A 9,812-nucleotide genomic window follows, 5' to 3' on the forward strand; every position below is an offset into this window, starting at 1 on the left:
AATTCCTCTGCCATACCTGAATAATCATTCTAGAATAAAAAGACAGACATGAGTTAGGCGCGAAATCTGATATGACTTATGCACGTTTTTCATAAATTACGCCCCCGAAATCGACCAGCTTAACGCCGTAAATTACCTTTCCATTAAGTGCCCCTTCGCTATGCATTACGCTACACTACTCCATCACTTTCTTTTGGTAGTAAGGGGCACAGGTTGGCACGGGAAAACCTTAATGATTTAATGGCGTTTATAGTGGTCGCACGTGAAAAGAGCTTTACCAAAGCAGCGGCGCATTTAGGCGTTTCACAATCAGCCCTCAGCCATACCATTCGAACCCTCGAATCCCGTCTGGGGATGAAACTTCTGACCCGTACCACACGCAGTATTTCGTTGACCGATATAGGGCAATCCATGCTGGATGACCTCTGCCCTTATATTGATGGGATCCAGGGGCGATTACAGTCACTGAAGGACCTCAACAGTAAAGCCGCCGGTACGGTACGTATATCAACGTCAGATTATGCGATCGACTCTGTTATCTGGCCCAAGCTTGAGCCGCTACTCAAGAAATACCCGGATATTACTCTGGAGCTGATTGATGACTATGCGCTGACGGATATTGTCTCCGGCCGCTTTGACGCAGGGACGCGACTCGGTGAGCAAATATCTAATGGCATGATCTCCGTGCGTATCGGCCCGGATGTGCGCTTTGCTGTCGTCGGTTCTCCTGACTATTTTTCCCGCCACCCTTACCCGCAGCATCCTAACGATCTTATTGATCACAACTGCATCAATCTTCGTTTTCCCACCCACGGTAATTTGTATGTCTGGGAGTTCGAAAAAGAAGGAAAGAGCCTGAACGTCAAGGTCAGCGGTCAGCTTGTGTTTAGTCGTATCTATCAGAATTTGCAGGCTGCCATAGAAGGATATGGGCTGGCACATGTTCCCCGTGATATAGCAGAGAAACAGCTCGCCCGCGGCGAACTGATTAGCGTCCTTGAAGACTGGTGTCCTTACTGGGATGGTTATTACATCTACTACCCGGAAAACAGAAATCATTCGAAAGCTTTCCAGCTCGTTATTGACGCGCTGCGCCACTACAAACATCCCTGAACAGGCCCTGGCAGGATTAACGACCTGTGACTCCTGGAAGAAAAAAGCCAGAACCTGTTCAGGTGCTGGCTTTTGCGAATCGTCAGCCGTCAGGCCTGGTTTCTGCCTGTAAATACCTCTTTAAATACGGGTAAAGCTGAGAAAATGTTTGGCCAGCCCGCCACAAAGGCCAGCTGTGTCAAGACCTCTGAGGCCTGAGTCTGGGTCAAACCATTATCCATCGCCCGATTAAGATGATACGGCACTTGCGCCACTTGCCCGGCGGTAACCAGTGCACTAACCGTTACCAGGCTTCGGTCCCGTGGTGCCAGACCCGGCCGCAGCCACAGGTCAAGGAATAGTGCATCCGTGGTGTATTTCACGACCCCCGGTGATACCTTGCCAAAGTTTGACTCAACCATCGTGGCACGTTGGTTTTCCGACGCTTTATCCAGAGGCAGGAAATCCACTTTATCCCCTGGCAAGGATGCCGTATCGATATGGCGGTGCGCAAAGACGTTGCGGGCAACCAGCGCCGCAGAGGTGGCGTTTGGCCAGCCAGCATAAAATGCCAGATGGGTAATAACCTCGGAGATTTCAGCGGGCTTCACGCCGCTATCCAGCGCCACGTTAAGGTAGTGCGGAAGCTCAGCCGTATCATTCCGGCTGATGAGTGCTGCAATCGTGACCAGGCTGCGGTCGCGACGTGACAACTCCGGACGATTCCAGAGATCTTTTTCAATAAATCGTTCAGCATACGCAGCCATAGCGGGTGCGACTTCAGCAACGGCGCCATGTGTATCTTTTTGTGTCATTTTCAAACTCCTGTTTTGCGTGGTTTGGGAAACGCATCCGCTCATCAATAACAGAGAAAGAATCGCCAGAAATATCCTGCTTATCATTCATTTTCTCCCGCCGAGTGACGATTATTCCGTCAACAGTTCAAATCTGGCGCTGTAGGCATCAGGGTGGACGGGCAATGCATCTGGCTCATCTAATTGCCCAAGTTTCATTAAGCCAGACACATAGCTATGGGATTTATAAAAAATAGCCAGATTTCCCCAGGGCGCATAAAGGGTTATATCGCCTTTTTTTGCTGACGTTCCTTCGGGTGAACCTTCGGTGGTCAACCGGGAAGGTAAGTCACTTATTTTCTCCTCCCCGGCATAATCTTTCAGTTGCAACGTAAGCGGTAATAAGGCCGCAAATTCTCGGCTCGCAGGAGAGTTATTCAGGGTCGCGGTAAGGGTTTTATCGTTAAGTATGATATTTATCTTCATTACATTTTCCTCTGTATTCCGCGCGCTCGCCGTAGCCGAAAACATGAATATCAGACCCAATATGCCCCATCCTGAAAATCTGGAAAATACACGTTGGTTTTTTGAATAAATAAACATGAGGAGCCACTCGGACGACATCAATTGCGACTGTTTTTAAAAAAGACGCAGAGGCGTTGTGAAAGCGGTAGCCAACGCGCGCTACCGCCTGCGTATTTTCGTTTATTCTGCGCTCAGCGAGGCCATATCAATGACGAAGCGGTGGGCCATGTCTCCCTGTGCAAGGCGAGCGAAAGCATCGTTGATCTGATCGATATTTATCATTTCGCACTCAGGATAGACATCGTGCTTCGCGCAGAAATCCAGGACTTCCTGGGTTTCCGCAATGCCGCCGATCAGCGAACCTGCAACGCGACGGCGTCCCATGATCAGAGGAACCGTGAGCGGTTCATCCATCAGACCAACCTGGCCGACAATGACTAACGAGCCATCAATATCCAATAACGGGGTATAGATATTCAGGTCATGCTTGACGGGCGCTGTATCAATAATTAAATCGAATGCACAGGCTGAATCCTGCAATGCCTGCGGATCGGAAGAAGGTAAAATGCCTTTCGCACCCAGCGCCCTTGCCTCTTCCTCTTTGTTCTGATTGCGGCTGATGACGGTCACCTCGGCCCCCATCGCCACGGCCAGCTTAACCGCCATATGGCCCAGGCCACCTAATCCGATCACGCCAACGCGACTTCCCGAGCCCACATTCCAGGTACGCAACGGAGAGAAGGTTGTGATACCAGCACAAAGGATCGGCGCGGTCTTTGCCAGATCCATATTTTCCGGCACGCGCAGGACAAACTCTTCGCGTACGACAATATGTTTGGCGTATCCGCCCTGAGTGATTTCGCCGCTCAAGCGATCCGGTGCGCCATAGGTAGGCGTCATCCCGTTACGACAGAATTGCTCTTCGCCATGCTCACACTGATCGCAGTGCAGACAGCTATCCACCATGCAGCCAACGGCGACATGATCGCCTGGATGATATTTTTTGACATTCTGCCCCACGGACGTGACGACACCCACAATTTCGTGGCCCGGGATCAAAGGATAAGGCTGCGGACCCCAGTCTCCATTGACCGTATGCAAGTCTGAGTGACAGACGCCGCAGTAAAGAATTTCAATAGCGACATCGTTTTCACGTAAATCCCGACGCTCAAAATGATAAGGAACCAGTTTCGCGTCGGCAGCGTGCGCTGCATAACCAATCGTTTTCATTAATACCTCATGTTCTTTTTCAATTCTGGAATAAGAAAATCCCCCGATTAGCGCGTGCAATTAACCAGCAAGCGATGCGAAGAGTATTTGTCAAAACGTACATAACGGTAACAACAACGACTTTCTCCGTACAATAGTGCAATTGTGATATCAGTAATGAACAAAATTAATGAATCCCACAGGGGACCCTAAACGTCTACTACATTCACAGCACTGTACTTAACAGTGAGTTGCTGGTTTTTATCACGCTGTTGTGGCGATCAGAAAATCGATCAGGGCTTTGACTAATTTGATGTTGCCGGAATTTTTCGGATGATAGAGATAAACGGGCAGATATGTTTTCCCATGAAGGTCAGCGCTTTGCAAGCATGCATGAAGTATCTTACTTGTAAAGCATTTTAGAATGCCAGTCGTGGTCAGTTGCCATCCTGTCAGTGTCTGGTTAAGCAATGACGACGACAACAGGAGTACAATTGAGTCCAATAGACTAATAGAATGCTATAACTGCTGATTTATAAAGGGAAAATTGAGTTGGTCAGACTTCAGAAGGCTTGAGGCTGGAGCGGGCGAAGGGAATCGAACTGACAGTAATTCCAATCGTTAACCATTTGATTCTAAAGCACCGAAGAGTTCCTCGGGTTACATAGGAAGTTACAGCTAATAGACCCCTATGGTCAATAAGTTCTGACGTTGAGTTAACAACTGATAGACGACTTAACAGATTGACCAAGGGAGATAGTGAGATTTACTTAGCAACCTCATTACTTAACTCCTTCTTAATTCTGAACACTGTAGCTCTCCCACATCCAGCAAGTTTAGCAATCTGGTCAGCGCTCAAGTCTCCACGGCCCAACAGCTTCACCACCTCAGTCCTTAACTGGTCATCCTTTTGACGGCCCTTAAACTTGCCCTCAGCCTTAGCTATCGCCACACCTTCACTCTGACGCTGCCTGATGAACGAACGCTCAAGCTCACCTACAGCCCCCAACATGGTAATCATAAAGCGGCTGGTGGGCGTATCATCAAAGACCATCTGGTTATCAATAAAGCGAACCGTAACGCCAGCGTCAACAAGGGTCTCAAGGATAGTCAGAAGGTCCTTTGTGTTACGGGCTAATCGGTCCACACTCTTGACTACCACGACATCACCACGACGAACCACCTTGAGTAGCTCCTGTAGTGCTGGACGGTCAGCATCCTTGCCAGATACCTTGTCAATCATCAGGTCATCGCAAAGACCCTTAAGCGCTTCCACCTGACGTGCTTCATTCTGGTCCTTGCTGCTCACTCGGATGTAACCAAAAGTCTTGCCCATTATGTCTCTCCCTGTCCGAAGTATCATTTAACTGACACTAAAGATACAGTATCATTAGACTTATGACAACCACGTTTTGATACTCAATACGGTACTGTCCGACTAGTCTCACTGGCGTGTACTTAAAAGAGACTCATCAAAAGATACTCATCAAAAGATACTCAGTGCGCCAAGGCATGACCGCCCACGGGTAACAAGGTGGGCGTATGGGGGTCCTAAGGTGGGCTTAATTTATTGGATAACCGCTCAGATTTTTGTGGTAATTTTCAAAAGATGTGCCCATTGGTAGCTGTAGGTATTGCTATAAGGCGCTCTGAGCCCCACTAGATGCTTCTAATAATGATACTAATAGTACTACTGGCGTCTATGCTTAGTTGATATGTTATATTATAACAAAAAAAATGAACCCCAAGAGCGTTACCTCTATGGGGGCTTTTATGTGATTCACGCGGAGTGGGATCGAGGATATTATTCATCCTGCAATAAATAGTTGAGAAGCCCAACTACCGGCTTCTTCTCGCATACCTCATTAAAGGCTTTCACAAGACCACTCATATAAATTTCATACGTAACATGAAAGGCATGGTCTGGCGAACTGGCTTCGTTACACGATATATAAGTTATCATTGCTTCCTGAGACTTATCATCACCAAAAATGACTGAAAAAAGTATCCCCAGCATTTCGGACGTATATTTCATCCTGTTAGCTTCAGTTTGAGTGACTGCATCCAAACACCCTGCTATATACCCAATAACCCAAGGTGAAATGTATCCCGCAGATAAATACGGGCGACCTACTTCCTCCCTCTTTTCCTCATCCGTCATTGCATTAAACATCTCGGTTTGTTTGCTTATTAGACCCGCAGACATCACGACTAGTTCGGAATGGATAGGTGTCACATCGTAGCGTCTTTCCGTTTTTACCTTTCTCTTAAAAATCCCAAACAAATTTATTTCCTCAGAAGACAATAGCTAATTCTAAGGATAACGCGATTACGGTCATCGCTCTGATCGTTTGTTTCGATCATTACCAAAACATTGATCGTTGAAATCTATGATTACTACCGACAGAGTTCAAACATGTTTTAGTTACCACGAGACATAGCACATCCGACTTATGCCCGCTCAAAACAGAAAGTAACCTTGGAGTAATACGGGCGGGTTGCTTCGACAGGCTGACCCAGAGCAATGATCAGCGTTTTGGTATCCACTGTCATTAAGCGGAGGACTTTACAGCTTTCATGTATCCGAGGAGTCAAGCTTGTTCATAATTAGGGCCTCCCATCTTTGCTACTGCCTGTAGGTATCGCTGTTTGTCAGTATCATTACCGTGAATGGCGATTACTTTTCCGCGCATCTTGAGCACATTTTCAGGTTGACTGAAGAACTCCAGCCCCTTGGCGTTAAACCGAATGTTGATACCGTTCGGGTTGAATCGACGGTCAGTAGGTTTGATAATCCGAAAGTATTCCGCAAAGGTAGGCTTTACTGACCACTCACCACTGACCGGATTTACTCGAAACAACTTGCACTCTTTCTTAAGGATGGTCATCAGTTTCTGTGCTGGCAGACCATGCGTCTTGCAGTAATCACCCCATGTCACGCCTCGACGGTTAGCGGACTGAATGGCTGCTTGCTTCTTCTGGTCTTCAAGTTGGAGGACTTGACGTTCTAGCGTCTGAATATGGTCGTAACACTTGGCGCGGAGATGGGCAGAATAACCAGCGACCAATATAAAGGTATGCTTTCGGTCGAGCCTATATAACGGCTGCTGTTTCCCTTGACCGTTTAAATAAACATCTTCACTTATCCCTTCATGACTGCTCAACTTTGAGCACTCCCCAGAATTGGGGCCATTAAGCTCTTCGACCATATTACGAATATCACGCAGGACATTTCGGTGCTCCTTGCCTGTCATCTCAGCAATTTCAACTGAGGTCATCGAGATAAGCTGGTCAAGGTTAATAATGGAATTGCTCGGTAACTTGATTGATTGATTGTTCATAATTTCGTGATTCCTTTTTGTCTGCACCCTGAAGCCGCCCCCTCCGACCAACTCAAAGCCCCACGAAATAGGGAGACCAGCAGGACAACAGGATGCAGACAGAATGGCTTTGAGGTTAAAATAATGATGTGCACTTGCGGTGGCACGACGTGAATAGCTGAGCTAGCCGGGGGGGAGACACGTGGCGCTAGCATTGAGTCGGGACGCTGAGACTGAGCCAGCAGAAGAACCGAAAGCGTATTGCCAATTGTTTGTTTCCCCCATGGGGGGCTTTAATTGTGTCTTAATTTATTATGGATTATTTCATAAGACCAATATTATTCTAGAAGATATAACCTACAGGGCATCTTTGAGTTTGGTGATTGTTAATGACCAATATTACCATCACCTCTTTAAGTATTTCCCTTAAGTTTTTAATCTTTATGTGTCTTTAATTTACCTAGAATTAAAAACTTTAGGTATTTCCCTTAAGGTTTTAACCCATCCAGTAATAAGACCAGAGAGAGGAATTAGAATATATCTAATACGTATCTGTCTGTCTCACATATATTTTGCTGTAGCTATTCCTCAGGCCCATCCCCCCCCTGAGTCGCTTAGTCGTCGTAGTCGTATCTACGGTCGCTGTTAGTTAAAAGGAAATCACAATGTACCAGCCGCGAAGTTGTCATAACGTATCAGGTACGTCAGAGATGTATCGAGGGTTTACGAGGTTTTCACATTGTGAATGAATAATTAGAGTCGCCTGAGAAAGGGGAAAACTTTTTGTTGTCCTTCTCCCTATAGTGGGTGTTAATTCGATATGTCGGTAACTTCGCCGATCGTGCTGCTAACGTGCAAAGGGAGGGCAGTAGCGCATGGATGAAAACGAGAGGCCATTTGGTTCAACCAGAACTCTAGCCATATGAGCAGTCTGTATATCAATGCGTGTTCGTGAATGAGAAAACTTTATGTTGTTCCTATGGGTGTCTCTCCCTATAATGAGGGTTAATTAAAATCCATATATAAAACAATCAATTAATGAAAAAATAAGGTTCACCAAAAGTGAATTTTAATTCATAAATATCGACCAGATATTCAAGCAATAAGAGTTCACTATAGGATTGCCGAACACGAGCTATCCCATAGTGAGTCGTTACTATCTTATGCGCTCTTTTTGTCCCGCTTTTCGATGCCCTGACGCGGCCCCTCAGGCATACTTTGGAACATCGCTTCGATTTCTTTTGGTCTTGTGATTCGGTCATCGACAATGATATTCAAGAGTTTAAAGAGACCGTGCGTTAACTGTGGGTCATCATCAAGACTAATCTCTCCGGGGTGGACCGCTTGATTGCCAACAATACGACAGATGTCCGCTGCTTGCTGAATGCGAGGAGGTAAGCCTTTCTCCACGAGAGACTTAATGTCATCGTTAATGTTTTTCCCTGGTTCACCTAAGTGGACCATCAGTTTCTGAAGGCACAGACGGAGAAGCGCTGCGGCTCCTTTAGGAGACAGGTTGACAATGCTTCTGGCTTCCATATAGTCGGCCTTGCAGTCATCCGGCATGTCTGGGTTCGGCATTTCAACATTCGCAGATGCAGGAATTAGGAGGGACTCCTCAAACCAATATGAGTACTCCTCACTGAATCGCCACGGATAACCTAGACACTTCTGAGTCGTTGATAATATAGGTTTTCATATTCAACTGGTGGCATCTGCTCGCTCGAACCATGCCGACGCTTACTGTTATAAAACATTTCGATGTAATCAAAAATATCGCTTCTGGCTTCGTCTCTAGTTCCGTAGATCTTTTTCTTAATCCGTTCGCGCTTCAGTAGCTGGAAAAAGCTTTCCGCAACCGCATTGTCGTGGCAGTTTCCGCGACGGCTCATGCTGCCTTCCAGACCGTGTGATTTCAGGAACGACTGCCACTCATGGCTCGTGTACTGACTGCCCTGATCAGAGTGAACCAGTACCTGCTTTTGAGGATTACGCCTCCACACCGCCATAAGTAATGCGTTCAGGACAATCTCTTTTGTCATTCGGGGTTGCATTGACCAGCCGATAACTTTTCGGGAGAACAGGTCAACCACCACGGCCAGATACAACCAGCCTTCGTGGGTTCGGATGTAGGTTATGTCCGTAACCCAACGTTCATCCGGTGCTTCCGGGTTGAACTGCCGCTGGAGCTTGTTGGGCGTCACAATACTGGCTTCACCTTTACGCGCCCGTGGACTTCGGTATCCGACCTGAGCCTTTATCCCCACACGTTGCATCAACCGCCAGACTTTGTTTACACCGCATTGTTGCCCGGAATCCCGCAGATCGAGATAGATCTTGCGATAGCCATAAACACAGCCCGACTCCAGCCAGAACTGCTTAATATGTCCCGTCAGCTTCAGGTCAGCATGATACCGTCGTGAATGTGGCTGCTTAAGCCAGGCGTAAAACCCACTCGGATGCACATCCAGCACCTGGCAGAGCAGGCGGACAGGCCAGCAACGATTGTTGTCACGGATAAAGGCGTACCTCAGTCGGACAGCTTTGCGAAGTACGCCGCGGCTTTTTTTAATATATCCCGTTCGTCAGTAACCCGCTTTAACTCCTTCTGGAGTCGGCGGATCTCGGCCTGAGCATCTGACTGTTCATTATTAGTGGAAGAATCCGGACCGTACTTCTTTATCCAGGCGTAAAGGCTGTGGGTGGTGATATCGAGACGAGTTGCAACGCTGGAAACAGAATGACCACGATCAACAACCTGTTTGACTGCTTCAATTTTAAACTCTTCAGGATAACGCTTACCGCTCATGGGCACCTCTCTTTAAGTCATCTTAAATGACTCTGGGGTGTCTGTTAAACCCGTGGCGATTCA

At 47.2% G+C, this 9,812-nt stretch carries 9 protein-coding genes and 1 pseudogene; 1 reads left to right on the forward strand and 9 read right to left on the reverse strand.

The window, feature by feature from the left end; all coding sequences use genetic code 11:
* The first annotated feature begins 213 nt into the window (after positions 1 to 213).
* The gene (locus tag OGY07_RS08040) at positions 214 to 1,113 is read left to right on the forward strand and encodes a LysR family transcriptional regulator (RefSeq protein WP_286599832.1); all 900 of its coding nucleotides are present in this window, start codon (positions 214 to 216) and stop codon (positions 1,111 to 1,113) included.
* An 89-nt stretch (positions 1,114 to 1,202) separates the two neighbouring features.
* Here OGY07_RS08040 and OGY07_RS08045 read toward each other — a convergent pair whose 3' ends face one another.
* The 9 genes and pseudogenes from OGY07_RS08045 to OGY07_RS08085 form a co-directional block, all read right to left on the reverse strand.
* Positions 1,203 to 1,994, reverse strand: coding sequence for a carboxymuconolactone decarboxylase family protein (locus OGY07_RS08045; protein WP_352487308.1), 792 nt, complete (start codon positions 1,992 to 1,994; stop codon positions 1,203 to 1,205).
* Between the two features lie 24 nt (positions 1,995 to 2,018).
* Positions 2,019 to 2,372 carry a cyclophilin-like fold protein gene (locus OGY07_RS08050; protein ID WP_023320388.1) on the reverse strand — a complete coding sequence of 118 codons (354 nt, stop codon included), beginning with the start codon at positions 2,370 to 2,372 and terminating at the stop codon, positions 2,019 to 2,021.
* A 219-nt stretch (positions 2,373 to 2,591) separates the two neighbouring features.
* On the reverse strand, positions 2,592 to 3,641 hold the full coding sequence (locus OGY07_RS08055; RefSeq protein WP_286599834.1) for an NAD(P)-dependent alcohol dehydrogenase: 1,050 nt from the start codon (positions 3,639 to 3,641) through the stop codon (positions 2,592 to 2,594).
* 243 nt (positions 3,642 to 3,884) lie between these two features.
* Positions 3,885 to 3,983 (reverse strand): annotated as a pseudogene (locus tag OGY07_RS08060) (LysR family transcriptional regulator); the annotation flags it as partial.
* Between the two features lie 403 nt (positions 3,984 to 4,386).
* Positions 4,387 to 4,956 carry a recombinase family protein gene (locus OGY07_RS08065; protein ID WP_226632252.1) on the reverse strand — a complete coding sequence of 190 codons (570 nt, stop codon included), beginning with the start codon at positions 4,954 to 4,956 and terminating at the stop codon, positions 4,387 to 4,389.
* Between the two features lie 468 nt (positions 4,957 to 5,424).
* Positions 5,425 to 5,904: a hypothetical protein gene (locus tag OGY07_RS08070; protein ID WP_286599839.1), complete on the reverse strand. Its 480-nt coding sequence runs from the start codon at positions 5,902 to 5,904 to the stop codon at positions 5,425 to 5,427.
* Positions 5,905 to 6,211: 307 nt separating this feature from the next.
* Positions 6,212 to 6,961 (reverse strand): Rha family transcriptional regulator, encoded by a 750-nt coding sequence (locus tag OGY07_RS08075; protein WP_286599841.1) that lies wholly within the window; start codon positions 6,959 to 6,961, stop codon positions 6,212 to 6,214.
* A 1,140-nt stretch (positions 6,962 to 8,101) separates the two neighbouring features.
* The gene (locus OGY07_RS08080; RefSeq protein WP_502872427.1) at positions 8,102 to 8,545 is read right to left on the reverse strand and encodes a DUF4145 domain-containing protein; all 444 of its coding nucleotides are present in this window, start codon (positions 8,543 to 8,545) and stop codon (positions 8,102 to 8,104) included.
* Positions 8,546 to 8,601: 56 nt separating this feature from the next.
* Positions 8,602 to 9,749 (reverse strand): IS3 family transposase gene (locus tag OGY07_RS08085; protein ID WP_199957947.1). Its coding sequence is split into 2 segments (ribosomal slippage): positions 8,602 to 9,512 and positions 9,512 to 9,749, totalling 1,149 coding nucleotides; the frame shifts between segments, so codons are not numbered across the junction.
* Positions 9,750 to 9,812: the final 63 nt, after the last annotated feature.

The organism is Citrobacter sp. Cs237 (genome assembly GCF_030332325.1).
Taxonomy (GTDB): domain Bacteria; phylum Pseudomonadota; class Gammaproteobacteria; order Enterobacterales; family Enterobacteriaceae; genus Citrobacter_A; species Citrobacter_A sedlakii.

Excerpts from the sequence above, each read along its gene's own strand:
- OGY07_RS08050 (WP_023320388.1), bottom strand. The coding sequence starts at position 2,372 with ATGAAGATAAATATCATACTTAACGATAAAACCCTTACCGCGACCCTG.
- OGY07_RS08075 (WP_286599841.1), bottom strand. The coding sequence starts at position 6,961 with ATGAACAATCAATCAATCAAGTTACCGAGCAATTCCATTATTAACCTT.
- OGY07_RS08045 (WP_352487308.1), bottom strand. The coding sequence starts at position 1,994 with ATGATAAGCAGGATATTTCTGGCGATTCTTTCTCTGTTATTGATGAGC.
- OGY07_RS08065 (WP_226632252.1), bottom strand. The coding sequence starts at position 4,956 with ATGGGCAAGACTTTTGGTTACATCCGAGTGAGCAGCAAGGACCAGAAT.
- OGY07_RS08055 (WP_286599834.1), bottom strand. The coding sequence starts at position 3,641 with ATGAAAACGATTGGTTATGCAGCGCACGCTGCCGACGCGAAACTGGTT.